We start from the raw sequence: 23011 nt of genomic DNA, 5'->3' as shown, positions 1-23011 counted from the left end.
GGTGTGATAAATGGATATCAATAAAATACTGAATGCCAACCGCGTAAAGTTAGACATGTTCGCGACGAATAAAGATGAAGTCATTAATGAATTAACCGACCTGTTGTATGCCGATGGCGCTATTACCAATAAACAGGATTTTATTCATGATGTCTGGTTACGTGAAGCCGAAGGTTCAACCGGCTTTGAAAACCATATTGCGATCCCTCATGGGAAATCATCTGCCGTAAAACAAACCACGCTCGCGATTGGCCGAACCCGTCAGGATATCCCCTGGGAAACGCTCGACGGCAGCCAGGTTCGCTGCATTATTCTCTTTGCCGTGCGTCTGGAAGATCAGAACACGACACACATTCGCCTGCTGTCTCAGGTTGCCAGTGCACTGGCCGATGATGAGGTGATTGCTCAACTGTTGGACGAATCCGATCCCCATAAAATTATTCGGCTGTTTAGTCAGTATGCAGAAACAGCGCCTGTCACTCCGATATAAGACGAGGCTCAAAATGAATATTGTTTGTGTTGCCGCCTGCACGGCAGGTATCGCGCATACCTATATCGCACGCGAGAAACTTATTAAAGGTGCCAACGCGTTAAATTATGCGATCAAAGTGGAAACCCAAGGCACGATTGGCACCGAGAATGAATTAACACACGATGAGATAGCCGCCGCCGACGTCGTTATTCTGGCTATCGATATCAAAATAACAGGAGAGGAACGATTTAAAGGTAAACCTATCGTTCGGGTAAAAACGGAGGTCGTTATTAAATCTCCAATCAAGTTTCTGGAAAAAGTCGCTAGCTCTTTAGCGGGTGCCTGAATATATCCATTTCGGGGTAATCATTATGAACACCAGAAAAATAACCGTTGGACAGGAAATAAAACAGCATCTTCTTACCGGTATTTCTTGGATGATCCCGCTGATTGTCGCCGCCGGGATCTGCATTGCTCTCGGTCAGGTCATCGGTGGTCCGGATGTCGGCAAGCAAACCGGCAGCATCGCATGGATGCTCAATCAGATCGGCGGCTGGGGAATGGGGCTGATTGTGCCGCTAATCAGCGCCGCGATCGCTTACTCGATTGCCGACCGCCCCGGCTTTGCACCCGGCCTGATTGTGGGCTTTATCTGCGGGCAGATTCAAACTGGGTTTATCGGCGGTATTCTCGGCGGATTTTTAGTCGGCTACACGGTGTTGCTGCTGCGCCGCTACATCAAGCTACCCACGTCGATGCAGGGGCTGATGCCCGTCATGATCCTGCCGCTGCTTAGTACCATTATCGCGGGACTGCTGATGATGACGTTTATCGGTCAACCCATCATCTGGCTGCAAAAATCGCTGATTCATCTGCTGGAATCCATGCAAGGCGGTTCAAAATTCCTGATGGGCGCAATTTTGGGGGCAATGGCAACCTTCGACTTCGGCGGACCGGTAAACAAAACGATGTCGCTCTTCGCAGACGGCATGTTGGTCGATGGCATTTACGGGCCGGAAGCCGTCAAGTTTGTCGGTTCAATGATTCCGCCTTTCGGCATCACGCTTTCTTTCTTTTTGACTCGCTACAAGTACACCCGCGCAGAAAAAGAGGCGCTGAAAGCGGCCTTCCCGATGGGGATCTGCATGATTACTGAGGGGGTCATCCCGATTGCCGCACGCGATTTATTTAGGGTCGTTGCCAGTTGCGTTGTCGCCTCCGCCATTGCGGGCGGACTGATCATGGTCTGGGGTGTGGAGGCACCCGTGCCGCACGGCGGCATGTTTGTGGTCCCGCTGTTTACCAAGCCGCTGATGTTCTGTCTGGCGCTCGGTATCGGCACAGTAATCTGCGGCGTGATGCTGTCGCTGATTAAGAAACGCGTCACACAGGCTGATGAAGAGTTCGACGACGTTGATGACAGCCGCGTTCGTGACGAAGACATTAAGTTCACTCTCGAATAACAGGAGCCGCCATGTATGCCGCAATGAAAGCCCTCATTGATGACGCGTATCAACAGCAGTATGCCGTGCTCGCCATCAACTGTTTCAATCTGGAGACTGCTCGTGCGGCCATTGCTGCCGCCGAGCAACAGCGTGCGCCACTGATCCTTAACGTTTACCAAGGACACAGTGCACACTTTCCGCCGCATCTCGCGGTGCCACTGGTCAAGGCGCTGGCCGAACGGGCAACCGTCCCTGTTGCGCTTAGCCTGGATCACGGCACGGCATTCAACCTGATCGGGCAGGCGTTCCGTGCGGGGTTTACCGGACTGATGATCGATGCTTCCAGCTATCCGCTGGCGGAAAACATCCAGCGCACACAGCAGGTAGTGACCATCGCTGCGACCGCTGGCGTCTGTGTGGAAGGTGAGCTTGGGCATATCGCCGATGCCCCCGTCTACGACCTTGAGGATGCCACGGTGAAAATGACGCAAGTAGAGGATGTCATTCCCTTTATCCGCCAAACCGGTATCGACCTGCTTGCTGTGTCGGTCGGCACCGCCCACGGTATTTACCCTGCCGGAGTGACGCCACGGATTGATTTTGAGCGACTGGAAGCGTTGCATCAGGCATCAACGGTGCCGCTGGCACTCCACGGCGGCAGCGGCACCAAGGCCGACGACATTCGCCGCGTCAGCCGTCACGGTGTCGCCAAAATCAACGTCGGCGCAGCTGTTTTTGAGGCAGGGAAAACGGCGTTGCAGCAGGCGCTACATCAGTACCCAACGATGGAGCTATCCGACCTGCTAGCGACGATGGAATCCGCGTGCCGCGACGTGGTCGCCGATTATCTCAGTTGGTCCGGTTCAACCAACAAAGCCTGACCGTTCGCGCTTTACCGACCTTCGCCATCAGTGGTTATCCACTGATACAGGAACGCTTTGCCCTTTATCCGACACAGGAGAGACACATCATGTTGATTTCTATGACCGATATGCTTAAGCCCACACGTGAGCATCGCTTCGCTATCGGAGCGTTTAACGTGGCCGATAGCTGCTTTATCCGCGCCGTGGTGGAAGAAGCCGAAGCAACGAATACCCCCGCCATCATCTCTATCCACCCGAGCGAATTGGCTTTCGTTACCGATGAGTTCTTCGCTTATGTGCGAGAAAGAACGCTGCGCAGCCCGGTTCCGTTTGTCATCCACCTCGATCACGGCGCCTCGATCGCGCACGTTCTGCGCGCCATCCAATGCGGGTTTACCTCCGTGATGATCGACGGCTCGCTCCTGCCTTATGAGGAGAACGTCGCACTCACCACCGAGGTGGTAAAACTGGCGCATGCCGTTGGCGTTTCCGTCGAGGGGGAATTAGGCACGATTGGTGATACTGGCACCACGATAGAAGGCGGCGTCAGCAAAGTGATCTATACCGACCCCGAGCAGGCGGAAGATTTCGTTAACCGGACGGGCGTTGATACGTTAGCCGTTGCCATTGGCACGGCGCACGGTATCTACCCCAAAGACCTGAAGCCAGAGCTACAAATGCATATCCTGCGAGATATCTCGCAGCGGGTATCGATCCCACTCGTCCTGCACGGCGGCTCAGCAAACCCAGACGCCGAAATTGCCGAAGCGGTGACGCTGGGCGTAGGCAAAATCAATATTTCCAGCGATATGAAATTCGCCTATTTCCAAAAAGCGCGGGAAATCCTCAGCCGTGAAACCTGGTGGGACCCTAATGCCATCTACCCGGAACCGATCAACGCGGCAAAAGAGGTGATTCGCTATAAAATGGCGCTCTTCGGCTCAATAGGAAAAGCCGCTTTATATCGATAGATACGCCACACGATCTGAACAGGGCAAGGGAAGGATTCTCTTGCCTTTTGCCCTCTACGCATTATTTCAACATAGCGGCATTCCGCCTCTTATTGTTGATATTCAGTCAACAGTGTTATGCGCTACCGCCCATTTTTCTTCATCGCTCGCTCCCCTAGACTACGCCCAACCTCTTCGTGATAACCGATTCGAGAACAGACCTATGCAGAAGATTTTGCTGATTAACGCGGGCAAATCATTCGCCCACTCCAAAGGTGAGTTGAACGACACCCTTACCGACGTCGCCGCCAGTTTTCTACGCGATAAAGGTCACGACATTCGCGTGACTGTCGTGGACAACGGCTATGATATTGAAAAGGAAATTCAGAACTACCTGTGGGCGGATACCATCATTTACCAGATGCCGGGTTGGTGGATGGATACACCGTGGATACTGAAGAAATACATCGATGACGTGTTTACCGCCGGCCACGGTTCGCTTTACGCCAGCGATGGCCGCAGCCGTTCAGATGCCAGCAAGAAATACGGTTCTGGTGGGTTGTTGCAAGGCCGGAAATACATGCTGTCTCTGACGTGGAATGCGCCGCTGGAAGCTTTCGACGATCCTGATCAGTTCTTCCACGGTGTAGGGGTCGACGGGGTTTATCTGCCATTCCACAAAGCAAACCAGTTTATCGGGTTATCTCCACTGCCGACCTTCATCTGCAACGATGTGATCAAGGCACCGGACGTCCCCGCTTATCTTGCAAACTACCGCCAGCATCTGGATCAACTCTTTGCCTGATCGGCAGTTTACACACCTCTCCAGCGCTGTGAGTCACGCCTCACAGCGGATTTTCCGTTAGCTTCTCGCTCATAAAATCCAGAAAGCAGGTAATACGCGCCGCCAGTTGGCTATTGCGATAATACACCGCGTAAACCGGCAGGCTGGCTTCTACCGTCTCCTCGGTCAGGATCGGCACCAGTCGCCCCGCCGCTAAATCGTCACGAATCAGGAAGGTAGACATACGCACAATCCCTTCGCCTCGTAACGCAAGCTGACGCAATATTTCACCGTTTGATGCCAACAGCGCTGGCGTGATGGGGTAAAAATCCTGAAGCCCGTGCCGCAGCGGCCAATGATTCAGCGACTCCACCTGAGTAAACCCCAGACAAATATGATCGGCCAATGACTCAACCGTCTCTGGTGTACCATGCTGTTGTAGATAATCAGGGCTGGCGACAATACGCAGCTTGCTTGCACCGAGCGGTCGAGCATGAATGGTGGAGTCTTTGAGTGTGCCAATACGAATGGCAATATCGATATGCTGTTCCAGTAAGTCGATAATGAAATCATCCGTGTTGAGTTCAAGAATGATTTTTGGATAGCGGCGACGAAACTCCGGCACCAGAGGCACAATCACATGCTGTATAAACGCTGAAGCCGAATTGATCCGCAGCCGTCCGCTCGGTTGCTCGTGACGCAGCAACACTTGCTCTTCTGCATGCTCCACGGCGTGAATCACACCACGGGCGTGCTCAAGGAACATCGTGCCCTCTTCGGAAAGCGAGAGGCGCCGGGTAGTACGATGCAGCAAGGTCGTACCCAGCTTGTCCTCCAGACGCCGCAGCGCCCGGCTGATGCCGGACGTAGTTTGCCCAAGCTGTTCCGCTGCCGCCGTGATCGAACCGGTGTCGATCACCACCACAAAAGCCTGAAGTTCCTCAAGCGTGACTTTCATAAGCGAATATACCTGCCGTCGATGAGGTATCTGATCAAAGCGTTATACTTCGATCTCCGCCCTATCGCCTTTCTCTTGCAGCCAGTTGCGACGATCTTCCGAGCGTTTCTTCGCCAACAGCATATCCATCATCGCCATCGTTTGATCCATCTCCTCGTCGTTGATGGTCAACTGCACCAGACGGCGAGTATTCGGATCCAGCGTGGTTTCACGCAGCTGCGGTGGGTTCATTTCACCCAGACCTTTAAAGCGCTGTACGTTAGGTTTGCCTCTTTTGCGCTTAAGCTGTTCCAACACGCCCGCTTTTTCCTCTTCATCCAGCGCGTAGTAAACCTCTTTGCCCAGATCGATACGGTACAATGGCGGCATCGCAACATAAACGTGCCCGCCTAGAACCAGCGCTCGGAAATGGCGGACAAACAGCGCACACAGCAGCGTTGCGATGTGCAAGCCATCGGAGTCCGCATCCGCCAGAATACAGATCTTGCCGTAACGCAGTTGGCTGAGATCGGTGCTATCGGGATCGATACCGATAGCGACTGAAATATCGTGTACTTCCTGCGAAGCCAGCACTTCATCGGAGGAGACTTCCCAGGTATTCAGGATCTTACCTTTCAACGGCATGATCGCCTGAAATTCACGTTCACGCGCCTGTTTCGCCGATCCACCCGCCGAATCCCCTTCTACCAGAAACAGTTCCGTCCGGTTGAGATCCTGCGAGGTGCAATCCGCCAGCTTGCCAGGTAACGCTGGTCCGCTGGTCAGCTTCTTTCGCACCACTTTTTTGGCAGCACGCATGCGGCGTTGAGCGCTAGAAATAGCCAGCTCAGCCAGTTGCTCCGCGGCCTGTACGTTCTGGTTCAACCACAGGCTGAAAGCATCTTTCACGACGCCGGACACAAACGCAGCACACTGGCGGGAAGAGAGACGTTCTTTGGTCTGCCCGGCAAACTGCGGTTCCTGCATTTTTACCGACAGCACATAAGCGCAGCGTTCCCAGATATCATCTGCGCTCAGCTTCACGCCACGTGGCAGAATATTACGGAATTCGCAGAATTCACGCATCGCATCCAGCAGGCCTTGACGCAGGCCGTTAACATGCGTCCCGCCCATTGGCGTAGGAATAAGGTTAACGTAACTTTCCGTCAGCAGTTCACCGCCTTCTGGCAGCCAGAGCAGCGCCCAGTCTACGGCTTCCGTATCACCGCTAATCGAGCCCAGAAACGGTTTTTCCGGCAGCGTGATCAGGCCATTTATCGCTTCACACAGGTAGTCGTTCAGACCATCCAAATAGCACCAGCGCTGCTCGGTGTTATTCACTTTATCTTTGAAGATGATTTCCACACCGGGGCACAAGACCGCTTTGGCCTTCAGCAAGTGCGTCAAACGAGATACCGAAAAGCGTGCGCTGTCGAAGAATTTCTCATCCGGCCAGAAGTGCACGCGCGTACCGGTGTTACGACGCCCGCAGGTGCCTGTTACCGTAAGTTCCTGCACCTTATCACCGTTTTCAAAGGCGATGTCATAGACCTGACCATCGCGCTTGACGGTGACTTCAACACGGGTAGACAGGGCGTTTACCACGGAAATCCCTACGCCGTGCAAACCGCCCGAAAACTGGTAGTTCTTACCGGAAAATTTGCCGCCCGCGTGCAGACGACACAGGATCAGTTCAACGGCGGGTACACCCTCTTCAGGGTGAATATCAACCGGCATCCCACGGCCATCATCAATCACTTCGAGTGACTGATCGGCGTGCAAAATCACATCAATACGGCGTGCATGACCCGCCAGCGCTTCATCAACGCTGTTATCTATGACCTCTTGTCCCAGATGGTTAGGACGCGTGGTATCGGTGTACATTCCCGGACGACGGCGCACCGGTTCCAGTCCGCTGAGTACTTCAATCGCATCAGCGTTATAACTTGATTGAGCCATAGTTTGCGTTAATTCTTTGAGTTCAGTGAATGGTGTTTAACGAACCGCTTTCGGCGATTCGTTTTTCAATGCATGTGCGGCGTTCAGTCTGTCGTGAGCCCTAAAAAATTCACAATGGGTGTGAAAAAGTGCTCAAATCCAACAAAGGCATGATTGCCCCCTGATTCCACAGTTTGACGGCAGGCCGTGTAATACGCGACTGCCTGACGATAGTCCAGAACCTCATCCCCAGTCTGCAATAGCAGCCAGAGCAAATCCGGCGATTCCAGTCGGTCAACCTGCATGACCTTCAGATCGTACACGTGCCGAGACTCTAGCACATATTGTTCGCCGGTGTAGGGGTTCTGATATTCGCCCAGATGGTCCAGCAACAGTTCAAACGGCTTCACTGCGGGATTCACAACCACGGCAGGCAGCATAAAACACTGGGATAGCCAGGTGGCATAATAACCACCGAGGGAAGAGCCAACAATACCGACCGGACGACCCGCTCGTTCCATAATCAACGACTCCATCATCTCGGCGGCCTCCGTCGGATAAGGCGGAAGCTGTGGAATCACCATGTCAATTTCAGGATGCTGTTCTGCCAGCCACGTTTTCAGCGCCGTCGCTTTCGATGACTGGGGGGTACTGTTAAAACCGTGCAGATAAAGAAGTGTTGGCATTAGTAACCGTCCGAATCCATGTCAGGCAGGAATTCGCTGCCCGACAGGCGGTAGACCTCAGTTTCCAGACGGCCATCTGGCAGCAGGTCCAAATAGCGCCATCCCGGTGCCATGTTATCAATCGTGAAATTGGTACAGTGCGGTTTGAACTGCACGCAGGTCGATGGCGTTGCCAGCAGCCGGCGGCCATGCCAGTCAAAATCCATCTCTTGATGAATATGCCCACATAGCACGGTGTTCACCTGTGGATAGCGATCCAGTACCGCAGACAAATTATGCGCGTTACGCAAGCTGTGTTGATCGAGCCAGGTACAGCCAGAAGGGTGTGGATGATGATGCAGCAGCAGCAGCGTAAAGCGCTCAGGCTGGCTTTTCAGGCTACGCTCTAACCATTCAAGCTGGTATTCACTCAGTTCACCATGCGGGACGCCGAACACTTGGCTGTCCAATAGAATAATCTGCCATTTGTCGCCCAGCAGCACATGTTTGGACGGCGCAATACCGGCGTCAGCCAGCGCGTCTACCATCGCCGGTTGGAAATCGTGGTTACCTGGAAGCCATACGCAAGGTGCAGGAATCTGCGCAATCGCACGCGAGAAATGATGATAGGCTTGCAGCGTATGATCCTGCGCCAAATCGCCCGTCGCTACGATCAAATCAAACGCATCCTGCCGAGCCTTGATGGCATCCAGCACAGCGTGATAGCTACGATAGGTGTTGATACCCAGCAAGGTTTCATGCTCGCCCGCAAAAAGATGGGTATCTGTTATTTGTAAAATCCTGACTCTGGCGCCACTCGCCACAGGCAGTGTCAACAGGCTTTCCAAATGGTGTCCTTGGTTACGTAAATCTGTCTCTACCCGTCATCTTTCAAATTGCAGAATATACCCATCATACTTCAAGCTGCATGTGCGTTGGCTTTCCTCGCTCACCCCAGTCACTTACTGATGTAAGCTCCCGGGGATTCACTGTGTCGCCGCCTTCCTGCAACTCGAATTATTTAGGGTATACGTTGGTTTCCCTTATGGCTCAACGGCCACTTTCCTGCACGTTGAAATCTATTGGGTATCAAAAACCGGTATCGACATCGAACCATACGCCAAACAATATTTTAGCCAATCAGCAAGAAACTGATTAATTTGATGCTTTTCGTCACGTTGGTGTAACTTCTTATTAGGATAATCATAACGTGCTTTGAAACGAAAGATCTGCTGGCTGGCACACACTTCCGCAACCAACGCATCATGATACAACCTAACGCTCATCATTGGCAGGCTCCAATAGCTGACAGCGGGTGCCGTCTGCTTAATCTCGACCAATGAGGTATAGCGAGTAGATTCAAGAATCGTCAGTTGGTAGACCGCATTATCGACGTGATAAACCGCGATTTCACCGACTTCATCAACTTTTGGCAGCAAACGCCGTAATTGCATGAAATTGGTTTCACATAGCCTCATCATGGCAGGGAAATCCGGTGTATAACGTTTCATCAATTCAACCCACCCACTCGCGCTTCAGTTCTTCATGGTGCAACGCCAACCATTGCAAGGCAATGACAGACGCCGCGTTATCAACAATCCCCGCCTCAACCCATTGATAGCTCTGTTCACGGCTCACCACATGTACGCGGATATCTTCATTTTCTTCCGCCAAACCGTGAATCCCTTTCGCCATGCGGGTATCCACTTCACCCACCATCACCGCCAAACGTTCGCTAGTGCCACCGGGGCTGGCAAGATAGTTGATTATCGGTCTACAGCGGCCAACCCTTAACCCAGCTTCTTCCTCTGCTTCACGCCGCGCCACGCCTTCGTGGCTTTCTCCTGGCTCAATCATGCCAGCCACCAGCTCAAACAGCCAGGGAGACGCGCTGGTGTCATAGGCGGCGATACGAATCTGTTCTATTAATACCACTTCATCACGTACCGGATCGTAAGGCAGAAGCACCACAGCGTGACCGCGCTCTAAAATTTCACGGCTAACTTCACCACTCATGCCGCCATTAAACAGACGATGACGGAAGCGGTAACGCTCCAACGAAAAAAAACCGTCGTACAGCGTTTCGCGTGCAATAATTTCTACATCATCTTTGGTGAAAGTAACGGGGCCGGATACGGAAGACGCCATGGCTATACTCCTGTAACAAGTATTAATGGAATTCGGTATTGTATGGCGGAATTCGCTGTCATTATACTCATCATTGTTTTTGAACGTTTATTCGGCATGACGTCAGCGACGTGGGGCTATATCCGCCCATCGCATCACTTTTCGGTGCCTTACTGAACCGCAAAACGTCGCCCTGAATCATCCAACAGGTCAATTTACCTGACCATTTGGACATATTCCGCTGAAAGATGGCACGTTCAGCTACCTTATCCTATTGGCAGATTCTGATAGAATCGACAATTATTCGTCTATAGACAGCGCTACCATAGCGAGATTGCTGCACAACAAGGAATGCAAATGAAGAAATTGCTCCCTCTTCTTATTGGTCTGAGCCTGGGTGGCTTTAGCGCCATGAGTCAGGCGGAAAACCTATTACAGGTTTACCAGCAGGCAAAAAGCACCAACCCTGATTTACGCAGCTCTGCGGCAACCCGCGACGCCGCGTTTGAAAAAATCAATGAATCACGCAGCCCGCTGTTGCCACAGTTGGGTTTAGGCGCTGACTATACCTACAACAGAGGCTACCGTGACAGCAAAGGCGTCAACAGCGACGTCAAGGGTGCTTCACTGCAATTGACCCAGACGCTGTTCGACATGTCCAAATGGCGTGCGCTGACATTGCAGGAAAAACAAGCCGGTATTGAAGACGTAACCTATCAGACCGCTCAACAGAACCTGATGCTGAACACGGCGACCGCTTATTTCAACGTGCTGCGTGCTATTGACTCACTGTCCTACATCAATGCGCAGAAACAGGCGATTTATCGCCAGTTGGATCAAACGACACAGCGTTTCAACGTAGGTCTGGTTGCCATTACCGACGTTCAGAATGCTCGCGCACAATATGACAGCGTGCTAGCCAATGAAGTGTTGACGCGTAATACGCTGGATAATGCGCTGGAATCACTGCGCCAGATTACGGGCAATTTCTACCCGCAATTGGCTGGTCTGAACATCGAGCGTTTCTCTACCCAGAAACCTGAAGCCGTTAACAACCTGCTGAAAGAAGCCGAAAACCGCAACTTGAACCTGTTGTCCGCACGTTTGAGCCAGGATTTGGCACGTGAGCAGATTCGCTCCGCCGAAACAGGCTATATGCCGACGCTGGATCTCACCGCATCGACGGGCGTCAGCGATACACGCTACTCGGGTTCAAGAACACAGAACAGTAACTCGTTTAACGACACCGACGCAGGGCAACACAGAGTAGGCATCAACTTCACTTTGCCGCTTTACAGCGGTGGCGCGACCAATTCTCAGGTGAAGCAGGCGCAGCACAGCTATGTTAGCTCTAGTGAACTGCTGGAAAGCGCACACCGTTCTGTTATCCAGACGGTACGTTCATCGTTTAACAATATTTCTGCCTCCATCAGCAGCATCAACGCTTACAAACAGGCTGAAGTGTCTGCACAAAGCTCTCTGGATGCAATGGAAGCGGGCTATCAGGTAGGAACGCGCACCATCGTTGACGTACTGGATGCCACCACCACGCTGTATAACGCCAAACAGCAGCTCTCCAGCGCACGTTATGATTACCTGATCAATCAGTTAAACATCAAGTCCGCACAGGGCACGCTGAGCGAAACCGATCTGCAAGCGCTGAATGCGTCATTGGGTCAGCCGGTTTCCACTACGCCGACCGTAACGGACAATACCGCCCCGCAGGCAACGGCCGCCTCGGCGCAGCGTTAATCTGTAGACGCGTTGACAAGTATCCGATACAGGGGAACCACGGTTCCCCTTTTTTATACCTGTCTCTTTTCCACAAAATAACGCAACGGCATCAGAACGCTGGAGCCGTCTTCCTTCTTCATAAGGAGAAACGCTGCACGACTTAATGTATAGCAACGTAAAGACCCCTGCCGTTACACCTATTGCCGCTTTAAATTCAAGCAACGTTCCCCTATTCTTAGGCACACTTATTTGTTATTGGCCGTGATGCTTTGCTCTGGGATAAACACGATGAAACGCACAAAAAATATTAATCAGGAAACGTTCCGCAAGGAATGGCGAACGCACCGTCTGGCACCTGTTGCTTTGGCCGTCAGTGCCGTATTCTTCCTCGCGGGCTGCGAACAAACAGATGAAACCGTCTCCCTCTACCAGAATGCGGATGACTGTTCATCAGCCAACCCGTCAATGTCTGCCCAATGCACCACCGCGTACAATAATGCGTTAAAAGAAGCGGAAAAAACGGCACCAAAATACGCAACGAAAGAAGACTGCGTAGCAGAATTTGGCGAAGCGCAATGTACCCAAACTCCCGCACCTGCACAGGCCGGTATGGCAGCAGAACCACAACAAAGTGGTGGTATGTCCTGGATGCCATTGATGGCCGGTTACATGATGGGTCGAATGATGGGTGGCGGTGCCGGTTTCGCACAGCAGCCACTATTCAGTCCAAAAACGCCAGCCAGCCCGGCCAATGGCCAATTCGTTGATGCAGCCGGTAAAAACTACGGCAACGCGGCGACGGGCCGCACGGTGACCGTGCCTAAAACCGCACTGGCACCGAAGCCTGCAACCACATCCACCATCACGCGTGGTGGCTTTGGTGAAACCGTAGCGAAGCAAAACAGCATGCAACGTAGCAGCGCCAGCTCAAATTCCAGCTCTTCCCGTAGCATGGGCGGCTGAGGACGTATCGAATGAAGCGGATAGATATTACAGCGCGTCCTGACTGGCAGGAAAAAGCCACCGAATTTGGTTTTCGTTTCCACACCATGTACGGCGAGCCCTACTGGAGCGAAGAGGCTTACTACCAGTTCACGCTTGCTCAGATCGAAGAACTGGAAGAAACCACGGCAGAACTACACCAGATGTGTCTGCAAGTGGTGGAAAAAGTCATCAGTAGCGACGCGCTGCTCACCAAATTCCGTATTCCCAAACACACTTGGGAATTCGTCAGACATTCATGGCGCACCAATCAGCCTTCGCTGTATTCGCGCCTCGACTTGGCGTATGACGGCAAATCCCCAGCCAAATTGCTAGAAAACAATGCGGATACGCCGACATCGCTGTATGAAGCCGCCTTTTTCCAATGGCTGTGGCTGGAAGATCAAACCAACGCCGGAAATCTGCCGCAGAATGCTGACCAGTACAACAGTATTCAGGAAAAGCTGATCGAACGCTTTGAAGAGCTGAAGCTAAATCATGGCTTTGGCTTGCTGCACTTCGCCTGCTGTCAGGATACGGAAGAAGATCGCGGTACGGTGCAATATCTTCAGGATTGCGCGCTGGAAGCGGGTCTGCCGAGCGAATTTCTCTACATCGAGGAAATCGGCCTCGGAGAGAAAGGCCAGTTTACCGATCCTGAAAATCAGGTAATTAGTAACCTGTTCAAGCTGTATCCGTGGGAATTCATGCTGCGTGAGGTGTTTTCCACCAAGCTGGAAGATGCAGGCGTGCGTTGGCTGGAGCCAGCCTGGAAAAGTATCATTTCCAATAAAGCGCTGCTGCCGATGCTGTGGGAAATGTTCCCGAATCACCCCAATCTGCTTCCTGCTTACTTTGCGGAAGATGAACACCCCAAACTGGACAGCTACGTCATCAAGCCGCTGTTTTCACGTGAAGGGGCGAACATTCAGATCGTGGAAAACGGAAAAGAGATTGCGTCAGCCGATGGCCCTTACGGCGAAGAAGGCATGATCGTCCAGCAATACCATCAATTGCCGAAATTCGGCGACAGCTACACGCTGATTGGTAGCTGGCTGGTGAACGATCAGCCTTGCGGTATCGGCGTACGTGAAGATCGCGCCCTGATCACTCAGGATCTCTCGCGCTTCTATCCGCACACCATTCTGGATTAAGTCACAAAATTGAAAGTAACAAGGCACGGTTTTCACCGTGCCTCCTCATTTCTGAAGCAAAAAGCAGATTATCCTACCTGTACCGACAGCATACTCAGCGATCCCATCTCAAGCCCATCAACGGGAATACTGATCGCTTCTTTGCCGTCCCAACTTCCCAGCACATAAAGCAGCGGGAAATAGTGATCGGGCGTCGGGTTGGATAGCGCGGCACCATCATGCTGCATAAAATTAACCAGCGGATGATCGTCCCCCTGATAAGTCAGGTTATCACGCACAAATTGATTGAACGAGACGGCCCACGGATACGGCTCTGCGTCACCGTCCCATTTCACCATCCGCAGGTTATGCACGACGTTACCACTGGCCACTATCATGAAGCCTTCATCACGCAGTGCAGCCAGCTTGCGCCCTAATTCGTAGTGATACTCGGCAGGCTGCGTGCCGTCCACGCTCAATTGCACAACGGGAATATCCGCATTCGGGTACATCTTTATCAGCACGCCCCAGGAACCATGATCCAAGCCCCATTGGCTTTGATCGGCAGTAACGGGATACGGAGCCAGCACCTGCTGGATTCTCGCCGCTAACTCAGGCGAACCGGGTGCCGGATATTGAGTATCAAACAGCGCCTGTGGGAAACCGCCAAAATCGTGGATTGTGCGTGGTTTCTCCATCGCCGTCACAGCCGTACCACGGGTATACCAGTGGGCGGAAACAGCAATAATTGCCTTCGGACGCGGCAGCGTCTCGCCTAGCGTTTGCCATGCCTGAGTATAAGCATTGCTTTCCAACACGTTCATCGGGCTACCGTGGCCGAGGAACAGTGCAGGCATCCGGGAAGTGTTGTTCATAGTCATATCCTCTGAAAGATGTTAGCGAACGTGCCACAGCACGTGATGGCCTTACTCTACGCGCTTTATGGCATAGAAAAAGTCAGAGTTATGTGATGGAGAACATCAATTAATTTGAAAGGAATATTACATGCCAGCTCTTTCATAAAAAACGTCGTGGACAGTCATTCATCCTACCTGTCCCCATAAAGCAAAACCCCGCCGAAGCGGGGTTTTATGATGAAGGGAGTTGACCGTTAAGCCGGGTTCTGTCGTGGACAGTCATTCATCTAGGCCAGCAATCACTCACTGGCTCAAGCAGCCTACCCGGGTTCAGTACGGGCCGTACCATGTGAACCCCTATTTGGCCTTGCTCCGGGTGGAGTTTACCGTGCCACGAACTGTTGCCAGTCGCGCGGTGCGCTCTTACCGCACCCTTTCACCCTTACCTGATCCCACTTGCGTGGGCCATCGGCGGTTTGCTCTCTGTTGCACTAGTCGTAGGCTTGCGCCTCCCAGGCGTTACCTGGCACCCTGCCCTATGGAGCCCGGACTTTCCTCCCCTCCACCTGTCTCCCCCGAAAGGGACGGCAGTGAAGCGGCGACTGTCTGGTCAACTCCGGCGCGGATAATAGGGTAAATTGCCCTACTTGTCATCCCCCGATTCACCACTATCACCTTCTTGCTCCAGCCCATAGCGATAAAGTGCGTTTTTCTTCACGCCGTGAATTTCAGCCGCCAGCGCCGCTGCTTTCTTCAGCGGCAGCTCGACGCGCAATAGCGCCAACGTGCGCAGAGCTTCGGAAGACAAGACACTCTCATCAATTTTATGCCCTTCCACAATCAGCACCATTTCCCCTTTGCGCCGATTCTGATCTTCTTTCACCCAGGCAAGCAATTCGCCCACAGGTGCGCCGTGAATCGACTCCCAGGTTTTGGTAATTTCGCGCGCTAACACCACATAGCGTTCAGCCCCCAGCACCTCACTGATATCCTGCAAGCTGTCCAAAAGACGATGTGTCGATTCGTAGAAAATCAGCGTACGGGGTTCTTCCCCTAGCTCACGCAACTTATCTTTACGACCTTTGGTTTTGGCTGGGAGAAAACCTTCATAGCAAAAACGGTCAGATGCCAGACCGGACGCGGAGAGCGCCGTTATCGCCGCGCAAGCGCCAGGCAGCGGTACCACGCGAATACCCGCTTCTCGGCAGCGCCGAACCAAGTGGTAACCGGGGTCGTTAATCAGCGGCGTGCCTGCATCTGAAACCAGCGCGATACTTTGCCCTGACTGCAATTTAGCCAGTAACACATCCGCTTTTTGTTGTTCGTTGTGGTCATGTAATGCGAACAGTCGCGCATTAATCGCAAAATGTTGTAACAGCAGACCGGTATGGCGGGTATCCTCTGCGGCGATCAGATCAACGCTCGCCAATACCGCCAGCGCACGCTGCGTGATGTCGCCCAGATTGCCGATTGGCGTGGGGACAATGTAGAGGGTAGATGCAGAAATATCTGCTTGTTGGTCTTGATTCATTGTTTCATCCGGGTTGCCGATTTAATATTGAGCATCTTTAAAAAAAATCACTGGATACAGTATGCTTCCCTTTCATTTCGTCCGTACCCAGGCAGGGCGTGCTATCCCTGTTTTGTTAGCGGCACTGTTTCTCGCAGGCTGTCCAAGTCAGGCACCGCAGAGCCCGCCACCCGAGGTTCAGGGAAAAGCCGACGCATCATCCGATTATTATCTGCAACAGATGCAGCAAAGTAGCGATAATAACAAGGCTGACTGGCAATTACTTGCTATTCGTTCCCTGCTACAGGAAGGGAAAGTCCCTCAGGCAAGTCAGCAGTTCAGCACCCTGCCAGAAAAACTGAGCGCGGCGCAGAAGCAAGAGCAGCAGTTACTCAGTGCGGAACTGTCCGTCACCCAAAACAATATGGATGCGGCCAAAGCAGCGCTGAGCCAGCTTGATGTCGGCGCGCTTTCCGATCCGCAAAAACAGCGTTACTACCAGACGCAGATCAAAACGGCACAAGGGCGTCCCTCCATTGAGCTGCTGCGGGCCTACATCTCTCAGGAGCCGCTGCTGAAAGGCGACGAACATCAGATAAACCTTGATCAGACCTGGCTGGCATTGACGCAAATGTCACCGCAAGAGTCTGGGTCGCTGCTGATTAACGCGAATGAAAACGTTCTCCAGGGCTGGGTAGATTTGCTGAATAACTACCAGAACAACCGCGAATCTCCCGATCAGTTACAGAGCGCGATTCAAGACTGGCAAACCCGTTATCCGCATCATCCTGCTGCGAAAACACTGCCTACACAGCTAAATCAGGTCATCAATTATCAGCCGTCATCTGTAAATAGCATTGCGCTGCTGTTGCCACTTAACGGTCAGGCGCAGGTTTTCGCCAATGCTATCCAGCAAGGTTTTAACGCGGCAAAGAATGGTCAGATAGCCACCGCGCCCGTATCTGCCCCTGCCGCATCGGCAACGGACACGACACAAAACGGGCAAGTAACGACATCACCGGATGGACAAAGCGTTCAATCGCCTGCGCCGTACAGCGATCAGGCGGTGGCATCAACAACACCAGCACCTGAAGCACAGACAGCAGGCGCGGGACTGTCCAGTTCGCTTCCGGTAAAAGTGTATGACACATCTTCACAACCGCTGGCCAATATTCTCACACAGGCACAGCAGGATGGCGCATCGCTAGTGATCGGTCCGCTGCTGAAAAATGAAGTGGATCAGTTGGCGAACAGCCAGTCGCCGCTGAATATCTTGGCACTGAATCAGCCGGAACACGTCGAAAACAGTCCTAACATCTGCTATTTCGCCCTCTCTCCGGAAGATGAAGCCAGAGACGCGGCAAAATTTATCCACCAGCAGGGTAAACAGCAGCCGTTGGTCTTAGCCCCTCGCGGTGCGCTGGGCGACCGTATCGTCAACGCATTCGCTCAGGCATGGAACCAGCAAAGCGGTACCAGCTCTCTGCAACAGCGCTTTGGCAATACGGCAGAGTTAAAACAGGCCATCAATAGCGGCGCGGGTCTAAGCCTGAGCGGTCAACCTGTTAACGTATCGCAACAGCAGGCACAGACGGGCACCACCATCGGCGGCCTGACCATTCCATCTCAGGTTCAACCGACGTCCAGTTCGTCCGTCAGTGGCAATATCGATGCGGTCTATATCATCGCAACACCAGACGAGCTCGCGCTGATTAAGCCAATGATCGACATGCGCACCACCTCACGCGCACGTCCGGCGCTCTACGCCAGCTCACGTAGCTTCCAAGCTGGATTAGGGCCGGACTTCCGCCTCGAAATGGAAGGTTTACAGTTCAGCGATATCCCGCTGCTCGCAGGCGCGAACCCGGCACTGATGCAGCAGGTCAGCAGCCAGTTTAAAAACGATTACTCGTTAGTCCGCCTGTATGCCATGGGGATGGATGCCTGGACACTCGCCAGCCACTTTGGTGAAATGCGCCAAATTCCGGGCCACCAGATTTCTGGCGCAACAGGAATGTTAAGCGCCGGACCGGATTGCACCATCAACCGGCAGTTAACCTGGCAGCAATACCGTCAGGGTCAGTTGGTACCTGTTCTCTGAATCAGCGAGCGGCTGGCGCAGTTTACGAACAACAGGCTCGGCGCTATCTTGAACGCGCGGGCCTGACCTTCACCGCCGCGAATGTTACGCTACGCGGCGGCGAACTGGATTTGATCATGCGCGATCGCCATATCTGGGTGTTTGTCGAAGTTCGCTATCGGCGCAACGCACATTTTGGTGATGCGGCAGCCAGCATCACCCGACGCAAACAGCAGCGGCTACTGCATGCAGCGGCCGTGTGGTTGGCACAACGAGGTGCCAGCTTTGACACGGTGGATTGTCGTTTTGACGTGCTGGCCATTACGGGCGAGCAGTTGAACTGGATCCCCAATGCCTTTGCTGCACAGGGATAATACATCCTTGATGAATTTCAATTTACGTAGGTTAACTCAACGTGCTGGATAGAATAAAAGTTTGTTTTACCGAGAGTATTCAAACGCAGATTGCAGCGGCAGAAGCCTTGCCTGACGCCATTTCCCGTGGCGCCATTGCGATGGTGCAATCTCTGCTGAACGGCAACAAGATTCTATGCTGCGGTAACGGAACATCGGCAGCGAATTCGCAGCATTTTGCCGCTAGCATGATTAATCGCTTTGAAGCCGAGCGCCCCAGCTTACCGGCAATCGCACTTAATGCAGATAATGTGGTCTTAACTGCGATAGCCAATGACCGCCTGCATGAAGAGATCTATGCCAAACAAGTCAGAGCGTTAGGTCAGGCAGGCGACGTCTTACTGGCAATTTCAACCCGTGGCAACAGCCGCGATATTGTTAAGGCCGTAGAGTCAGCTGTTACCCGCGACATGACGATTGTCGCGCTGACCGGCTACGATGGCGGAGAACTGGCCGGGTTGCTCGGGCCGCAGGATGTGGAAATTCGCATCCCGTCACACCGTAGCGCCCGTATTCAGGAAATGCACATGTTGACAGTAAATTGCCTGTGCGATTTGATTGATAACACACTTTTTCCACACCAGAACGATTGAAGGAGCACTACATGAGGATAAGTTCTGCATTTGCCGTGCTGTCTATCGCCCTGCTGCTACAAGGCTGTGTCGGGGTTGTTGCTGTTGGCAGTGCTGTGGCAACCAAAACAGCCACTGATCCGCGTACGGTAGGCACGCAGGTTGACGATGGCACACTGGAAGTCCGCGTGACGAATGCAATCAGCAAAGACGAGCAGTTGAAAAAAGATGCCCGTATCATTGCGACGGCTTATCAGGGGAAAGTATTGTTAACCGGACAGACACCAAGCACCGAAATGGCAAGCCGGGCTAAGCAAATTGCCCTCGGCGTGGAAGGTGCGGTCGAAGTCTACAACGAAATACGTCAGGGTACTCCGGTTTCAATGGGAACCGCCTCCATGGATACCTGGATCACCACCAAAGTTCGCTCACAAATCTTGGCAAGCGACACGGTTAAATCCTCTAACGTAAAAGTCACCACGGAAAATGGCGAAGTCTTCCTGTTAGGTTTGGTGACACAGCGTGAAGGCACCTCCGCCGCAGAAATCGCCAGTAAGGTCGGCGGTGTGAAGCACGTGACAACGGCCTTTACCTACCTGCAGTAACGTTGTTATCTCTTTACGTTGTTGATGCTTTAAAAACAAAAAACCGCTGATATCTTAATCAGCGGTTTTTTGTTTTCTGCTCTTTTTATCCCGGATCGAGGAGGCGTATCCTTACCCGATGGAATCAGCGTGCCACGGAATTACTACTTAGCTGGATTAAGCAGCCAGAGTGAGCGGCGAGTTTCAACGCTGATATGACTCGGTTCTTTATCCCGCGCACTCGCCTCGCCAGTAAGCAATTCAGCAAAGCCAGCCTGCTTGATTTGCGTCTGGTAACGCAGCGTTTTCAAACCCCGATCTGCCTGCAATAACAAAGGGATAAGACGGTTGCTTTGTCTGTCCATCGTCTTACGCGGCCACGCTTTATTTTCATCCAGATACGGTGCCATAAAATCCAGCGCCTTTATCACACTGCTTCCTTTCGGCGTTTGGTACTGCCAGATATTTTCCCCGACACGGGAAGCCAGGATAGCCATATCCGTTATCGCCTGAAGGTTAAAATAGCTGTAATGAAAAGAGCGGGTACGCGCTAGCTCTTCCGGCTGAGCGCCGTCTGGTTGAAACTGGTGATCCAATTTTTCCCGTTGCAACTGCGCCATGGATTTCACCACGTCGATTTTCCCCAGATACCAGGCGATACCCGCGACCTGTACGGTATACCAGCTACCGTGATTGTTCTTGGCAGTCGCCTCTTTTTTCCCCAGCTTGCTAGTCTGTAGCCAGTGCAGATAATCGCTCATCCATTTCTGCATTTGCTGCTCATCCTGCGCTGTCCAGCCCGGAGCATGGCGCAACATAATCAGAGAATCGACGATACGGGTGGAAAAATAACGTCCGTCCAATACACCCGATCCCCTGCCCGGCGCAATGCCCGGCACGCCCTGCGCAAAATCGAGATTAGGGTTCATGCGCGTAGCGGGGTCAATAAACCAGGTACGGATCATCGACATTGCCTTATCGGCATAAACCTGTTTGCCAGAGAAATACCATGCCAGCGTCAACGCCTGCGTTTGGGCGGTGAATTTCGCCAGACGGACACCATCGGTCTCTTCATCCTTGCTGGCAGGGTTTACCTGCCCATCACGACGAATCCAAGGCAAACCATCAGCTTTGTCGGGATCGGGCCACCAGTAGGCGCTGAGGCTCAAATAATCATGCTTTGAACCACTGGGTGGCGTGGATTTCTTTTCCGTCACACTAGGGTTATCAATTTTCAACGCACGATCGGCTTCCGAAATAAGCTGCTCATACGCCATTCGCGTCTGCGGCTTTTCCGTTTTCTGCTGTAGCTGCTGCTTTACTGCGGATAGCTGGGGCTGTTGCAAGAAGGCGTAGGGATTATCGGAGGATGACGTTTTAAGCTCTGTGCCCGCTCGGGCAACAGAGGCCATACAACACAGTACAACCAGTAAACCTGACCAATGACGTAACCGCATACTTTCTCCTGATGTCGAAAACACGACCGTTAACGCGAAAACTTCTCGGTATACTAAACGAACAAGACGTCTTAATTCAGATTGTTATCTCGCAAAAACGCGTCGCCGCCCATCTGTCGCATCTGGCGTAAAATCCACTGCTGACGTTGAATAACGTAGCCGGAAGGCGCATTCGCACGAAAGCGAATAGGGTTTGGCAGCACCGCCGCCAGCAACGCGGATTCGCTTGCCGTCAACTTGCTGGCAGATTTATTGAAATAACGTCTGGCAGCCGCTTCCACACCAAAAACCCCAGGGCCAAATTCGGCGATGTTGAGATACACGGTAAGAATTCGCCGTTTTGTCCAGACCAGCTCAACCCCGGTGGTAATGCCCGCCTCAAGCCCCTTACGCACCCAGCTACGCCCATCCCACAGAAACAGGTTCTTCACCATCTGTTGCGACAGCGTAGACGCACCGCGAACCCGCTGTGTATTACGTTCGTTGTGTTTCAATGCCTGACCAATCGCATCAACATCGAAACCCCAATGCTGAGGAAATTTTTGGTCTTCCGCCGCCATCACTGCCAGCGCCATTGCTGGTGCGATATCGTCCATTGCCACCCAGTCTGAATGGGCAACATAGGAGAATTCGCCTTTCAGCCATGCGCTGACCTGCCTGTCGACCATTACCGCTGAGAACGGTACGGGCAGAAAGGAAAACAGCAGGATACCAGCCAGCCACGCACCGATGACAACCAACACACTCCGAACAATCAGACGCTTAAGCCACGTGAGTAAGCCTCCAACACGCCCTCGGCTCCACCTCATTCGGTGAGAGCCAATACGCGAGCAACGAGCTTATCAATGCCTTGTGCCGCTTCGCTGATAGAGCTAGCCAGCATATAGGCTGGTGTCGTCACGATTTTATGTTCCTCATCCACCACGATATCATCGACCGGACAAACGACGTGGATACCGCCCATCTCTTCGACAGCTTCAGCAGTATCAATATCGTTACCAATGGTTACGCGAACGGGTATCCCCAAGATCGTCGGCAGCAACGCGGGCGAGATGCAAATAAAACCAATTGGTTTATTTTGCTTATAAATTTCCTGTGTGAGCAATTGCAGCGTTTCATCAATCTGACAGGCCGATCCCTGCGTGGAAAAGTCGCTTAAGTTCTTCGCAGCGCCAAAACCACCAGGCACAATCAGCGCATCTAAATCTTGTGCATTTGCTGTAGAAAGCGGCTGGATTTTTCCTCTGACGATCCGTGCTGATTCTGCTAAAACGTTGCGATTCTCACCAGTTACGTCACCTGTCAGGTGATTAACCACCTGTAATTGCGGTTTATCTGGCGCAAAGCAAACTGCTTGCGCACCTGCGCGATCTAGCGCAAGTAACGTCAATACGGCTTCATGAATCTCGGAACCGTCATAAACACCACAGCCACTAAGGACAATGCCGACTCGTTTCATCATCTTTTCCCTCATTTCATTACATCAACTAATTGATTTTTTAATTGACA

At 52.6% G+C, this 23011-nt stretch carries 24 protein-coding genes and 1 other RNA gene; 13 read left to right on the top strand and 12 right to left on the bottom strand.

The window, feature by feature from the left end; genetic code table 11:
• Positions 1 to 10: 10 nt before the first annotated feature.
• From GZ59_RS01795 to GZ59_RS01770, 6 genes are all read left to right on the top strand, one after another.
• Positions 11 to 490, top strand: a complete 480-nt coding sequence (locus GZ59_RS01795; protein ID WP_039289661.1) for a PTS sugar transporter subunit IIA — start codon at positions 11 to 13, stop codon at positions 488 to 490.
• A gap of 13 nt (positions 491 to 503) precedes the next feature.
• Positions 504 to 818: a PTS fructose transporter subunit IIB gene (locus GZ59_RS01790; RefSeq protein ID WP_005975566.1), complete on the top strand. Its 315-nt coding sequence runs from the start codon at positions 504 to 506 to the stop codon at positions 816 to 818.
• 25 nt (positions 819 to 843) lie between these two features.
• Positions 844 to 1935 carry a PTS fructose transporter subunit IIC gene (locus GZ59_RS01785; RefSeq protein ID WP_011091970.1) on the top strand — a complete coding sequence of 364 codons (1092 nt, stop codon included), beginning with the start codon at positions 844 to 846 and terminating at the stop codon, positions 1933 to 1935.
• An 11-nt stretch (positions 1936 to 1946) separates the two neighbouring features.
• The gene (locus tag GZ59_RS01780) at positions 1947 to 2798 is read left to right on the top strand and encodes a class II fructose-bisphosphate aldolase (protein ID WP_011091969.1); all 852 of its coding nucleotides are present in this window, start codon (positions 1947 to 1949) and stop codon (positions 2796 to 2798) included.
• 89 nt (positions 2799 to 2887) lie between these two features.
• Positions 2888 to 3751, top strand: a complete 864-nt coding sequence (locus GZ59_RS01775; protein ID WP_011091968.1) for a ketose-bisphosphate aldolase — start codon at positions 2888 to 2890, stop codon at positions 3749 to 3751.
• A gap of 202 nt (positions 3752 to 3953) precedes the next feature.
• Positions 3954 to 4535, top strand: coding sequence for an NAD(P)H-dependent oxidoreductase (locus GZ59_RS01770; protein WP_011091967.1), 582 nt, complete (start codon positions 3954 to 3956; stop codon positions 4533 to 4535).
• A gap of 40 nt (positions 4536 to 4575) precedes the next feature.
• Here GZ59_RS01770 and GZ59_RS01765 read toward each other — a convergent pair whose 3' ends face one another.
• From GZ59_RS01765 to nudF, 6 genes are all read right to left on the bottom strand, one after another.
• Complete coding sequence (locus GZ59_RS01765; RefSeq protein ID WP_039289657.1) at positions 4576 to 5472, bottom strand: LysR family transcriptional regulator; 897 nt, start codon at positions 5470 to 5472, stop codon at positions 4576 to 4578.
• A gap of 42 nt (positions 5473 to 5514) precedes the next feature.
• On the bottom strand, positions 5515 to 7410 hold the full coding sequence (gene parE / locus GZ59_RS01760) for a DNA topoisomerase IV subunit B (RefSeq protein WP_011091965.1): 1896 nt from the start codon (positions 7408 to 7410) through the stop codon (positions 5515 to 5517).
• 83 nt (positions 7411 to 7493) lie between these two features.
• The gene (gene yqiA, locus GZ59_RS01755; RefSeq protein ID WP_011091964.1) at positions 7494 to 8075 is read right to left on the bottom strand and encodes an esterase YqiA; all 582 of its coding nucleotides are present in this window, start codon (positions 8073 to 8075) and stop codon (positions 7494 to 7496) included.
• Positions 8075 to 8902 (bottom strand): 3',5'-cyclic-AMP phosphodiesterase, encoded by an 828-nt coding sequence (gene cpdA, locus GZ59_RS01750; RefSeq protein ID WP_039289652.1) that lies wholly within the window; start codon positions 8900 to 8902, stop codon positions 8075 to 8077. Before cpdA ends, yqiA begins: the two co-directional genes overlap by 1 nt.
• A 231-nt stretch (positions 8903 to 9133) precedes the next feature.
• A complete protein-coding gene (locus tag GZ59_RS01745) occupies positions 9134 to 9565 on the bottom strand; it encodes a DUF1249 family protein (protein WP_039289649.1) in 432 nt (143 codons plus the stop codon).
• Between the two features lie 4 nt (positions 9566 to 9569).
• Positions 9570 to 10202 carry an ADP-ribose diphosphatase gene (gene nudF / locus GZ59_RS01740; RefSeq protein ID WP_039289646.1) on the bottom strand — a complete coding sequence of 211 codons (633 nt, stop codon included), beginning with the start codon at positions 10200 to 10202 and terminating at the stop codon, positions 9570 to 9572.
• 336 nt (positions 10203 to 10538) lie between these two features.
• Here nudF and tolC point away from each other — a divergent pair, with 336 nt between their 5' ends.
• The 3 genes from tolC to GZ59_RS01725 all read left to right on the top strand — a co-directional run bounded on the left by tolC (position 10539) and on the right by GZ59_RS01725 (position 14050).
• The gene (gene tolC / locus GZ59_RS01735) at positions 10539 to 11933 is read left to right on the top strand and encodes an outer membrane channel protein TolC (RefSeq protein ID WP_039289643.1); all 1395 of its coding nucleotides are present in this window, start codon (positions 10539 to 10541) and stop codon (positions 11931 to 11933) included.
• 270 nt (positions 11934 to 12203) lie between these two features.
• Positions 12204 to 12878, top strand: a complete 675-nt coding sequence (locus GZ59_RS01730; protein WP_039289639.1) for a DUF1190 family protein — start codon at positions 12204 to 12206, stop codon at positions 12876 to 12878.
• Between the two features lie 11 nt (positions 12879 to 12889).
• Positions 12890 to 14050: a glutathionylspermidine synthase family protein gene (locus GZ59_RS01725; protein WP_011091958.1), complete on the top strand. Its 1161-nt coding sequence runs from the start codon at positions 12890 to 12892 to the stop codon at positions 14048 to 14050.
• A 68-nt stretch (positions 14051 to 14118) separates the two neighbouring features.
• Here the strand turns inward: GZ59_RS01725 and ygiD are convergent, their stop codons facing one another.
• From ygiD to rsmI, 3 genes are all read right to left on the bottom strand, one after another.
• Positions 14119 to 14904 (bottom strand): 4,5-DOPA-extradiol-dioxygenase, encoded by a 786-nt coding sequence (ygiD, locus tag GZ59_RS01720; RefSeq protein ID WP_039289636.1) that lies wholly within the window; start codon positions 14902 to 14904, stop codon positions 14119 to 14121.
• Between the two features lie 221 nt (positions 14905 to 15125).
• Positions 15126 to 15504, bottom strand: an RNA gene (rnpB, locus tag GZ59_RS22470) — RNase P RNA component class A.
• A 25-nt stretch (positions 15505 to 15529) separates the two neighbouring features.
• Positions 15530 to 16417 carry a 16S rRNA (cytidine(1402)-2'-O)-methyltransferase gene (rsmI, locus tag GZ59_RS01715; RefSeq protein WP_039289631.1) on the bottom strand — a complete coding sequence of 296 codons (888 nt, stop codon included), beginning with the start codon at positions 16415 to 16417 and terminating at the stop codon, positions 15530 to 15532.
• 61 nt (positions 16418 to 16478) lie between these two features.
• Between rsmI and GZ59_RS01710 the strand changes: the two genes are divergently transcribed.
• From GZ59_RS01710 to dolP, 4 genes are read left to right on the top strand one after another with little or no spacing between them, the layout of a single operon-like run.
• Positions 16479 to 18497, top strand: a complete 2019-nt coding sequence (locus GZ59_RS01710; RefSeq protein WP_039289628.1) for a penicillin-binding protein activator — start codon at positions 16479 to 16481, stop codon at positions 18495 to 18497.
• Positions 18494 to 18850: a YraN family protein gene (locus GZ59_RS01705; protein WP_173361618.1), complete on the top strand. Its 357-nt coding sequence runs from the start codon at positions 18494 to 18496 to the stop codon at positions 18848 to 18850. Before GZ59_RS01710 ends, GZ59_RS01705 begins: the two co-directional genes overlap by 4 nt.
• Positions 18851 to 18891: 41 nt before the next feature.
• Positions 18892 to 19482: a DnaA initiator-associating protein DiaA gene (gene diaA, locus GZ59_RS01700; RefSeq protein ID WP_011091952.1), complete on the top strand. Its 591-nt coding sequence runs from the start codon at positions 18892 to 18894 to the stop codon at positions 19480 to 19482.
• A gap of 11 nt (positions 19483 to 19493) precedes the next feature.
• Positions 19494 to 20066, top strand: coding sequence for a division/outer membrane stress-associated lipid-binding lipoprotein (gene dolP / locus GZ59_RS01695; RefSeq protein WP_011091951.1), 573 nt, complete (start codon positions 19494 to 19496; stop codon positions 20064 to 20066).
• Positions 20067 to 20209: 143 nt separating this feature from the next.
• On the opposite strand, the gene GZ59_RS01690 is transcribed toward dolP, so the two are convergent.
• The 3 genes from GZ59_RS01690 to elbB form a co-directional block, all read right to left on the bottom strand.
• The gene (locus GZ59_RS01690; protein WP_039289624.1) at positions 20210 to 21502 is read right to left on the bottom strand and encodes an alginate lyase family protein; all 1293 of its coding nucleotides are present in this window, start codon (positions 21500 to 21502) and stop codon (positions 20210 to 20212) included.
• Between the two features lie 71 nt (positions 21503 to 21573).
• Positions 21574 to 22311, bottom strand: coding sequence for a monofunctional biosynthetic peptidoglycan transglycosylase (gene mtgA / locus GZ59_RS01685; RefSeq protein ID WP_039289621.1), 738 nt, complete (start codon positions 22309 to 22311; stop codon positions 21574 to 21576).
• Positions 22308 to 22961 carry an isoprenoid biosynthesis glyoxalase ElbB gene (elbB, locus tag GZ59_RS01680; RefSeq protein WP_011091948.1) on the bottom strand — a complete coding sequence of 218 codons (654 nt, stop codon included), beginning with the start codon at positions 22959 to 22961 and terminating at the stop codon, positions 22308 to 22310. Before elbB ends, mtgA begins: the two co-directional genes overlap by 4 nt.
• Positions 22962 to 23011: the final 50 nt, after the last annotated feature.

It is taken from the genome of Pectobacterium atrosepticum (assembly GCF_000740965.1).
Lineage (GTDB): Bacteria > Pseudomonadota > Gammaproteobacteria > Enterobacterales > Enterobacteriaceae > Pectobacterium > Pectobacterium atrosepticum.
Note: the sequence above shows the minus strand (reverse complement) of the source record. Positions and strands in the feature narration are given on the sequence as shown.